Annotated in this window: 2 protein-coding genes; both read right to left on the reverse strand. The window is 38.7% G+C overall.

Annotation, left to right across the window (positions count from 1 at the left end; all coding sequences use genetic code 11):
• Window positions 1–6 precede the first annotated feature (6 nt).
• Window positions 7–567, reverse strand: coding sequence for an IS630 family transposase (locus tag H9653_RS12350; protein ID WP_191692586.1), 561 nt, complete (start codon window positions 565–567; stop codon window positions 7–9).
• On the reverse strand, window positions 506–847 hold the full coding sequence (locus H9653_RS12355; RefSeq protein WP_191692587.1) for an IS630 transposase-related protein: 342 nt from the start codon (window positions 845–847) through the stop codon (window positions 506–508). The genes H9653_RS12350 and H9653_RS12355 overlap by 62 nt, the downstream gene beginning before the upstream one ends.
• Window positions 848–909 lie beyond the last annotated feature (62 nt).

Below are 909 nucleotides of genomic sequence, written 5' to 3' on the forward strand. Positions count from 1 at the left end.
TTATAGTCAATCCAAAATAAAATTGATACAACCCATATCATGAAACAGTTTAGGTAAATTATTCTCCATCCACCCTTGGCGCAAAAACTTCGCCTGTGCCCATTTTTTCTCAATAGGGTTTAAATCGGGACTATAAGGCGGTAGAAATAGCAGGCGATGACCATGTCTATTGAGCAATCTCTGAACGCGTTTGTGAAAGCTAGCGTTATCCATGACAATCACGCATTTAGTTTTAAGGCTTGGTATTAGCGTGTCTTTGCACCAGTTGTAGAATATATCGCCATTGATATTCTTTTCGAAGTAATCTAGGGCAAATAACGCTTTTTTATATAAGGCACCAATAACGTTGGTGCGCTTTTTACCTTGCCAGTTATAGCAATCAATGCAAGGGGTTCCAATAGGTGAATAACCATGAGAACGAATGGTTTCAGACTCAAAGCCGCTTTCATCCATGTATACAATTGCATAGCCTTGAGCGATGTAGTCGCCCAGTTTACTTAGATACTTAGCTCTCTTTATGGGGCAAGCTTTTGGATGCTCTAAGGTCTTTTTTTTGACTAATGCCAAGACGTTTTAAAGCGGCCTCGATGCCCGACTTACTACATCCAAAACGCTGTGCTCTTTCGTACATGTAATCGTCTGGATGCTGTTCAACATCTTTTAATAGCGCTTCATTAGGTATTTTATTTGGTGGTTTATTGCGAGTTAGTTTAATACTAGGATCTTTGAGCCAATTCTGTAGCGTGGCCTTACTAATACCATAGAATACACTGGCTTGCCTGATACTCATGCCTTGTTGTTCGACACTTTTAATCACTTGAGCTCGAAAGTCTGCTGAATAAGTCATAATCTTTTTACTTTTCATTTATTTTAAAACTACTGTACCACTTTTATAAAGGCTCTACTATA

The organism is Psychrobacter communis, assembly GCF_014836505.1.
GTDB lineage: Bacteria > Pseudomonadota > Gammaproteobacteria > Pseudomonadales > Moraxellaceae > Psychrobacter > Psychrobacter faecalis.

Bases quoted from the DNA above. Each gene is read 5' to 3' on its own strand.
- H9653_RS12355 (WP_191692587.1), bottom strand. From the start codon at position 847: ATGACTTATTCAGCAGACTTTCGAGCTCAAGTGATTAAAAGTGTCGAA.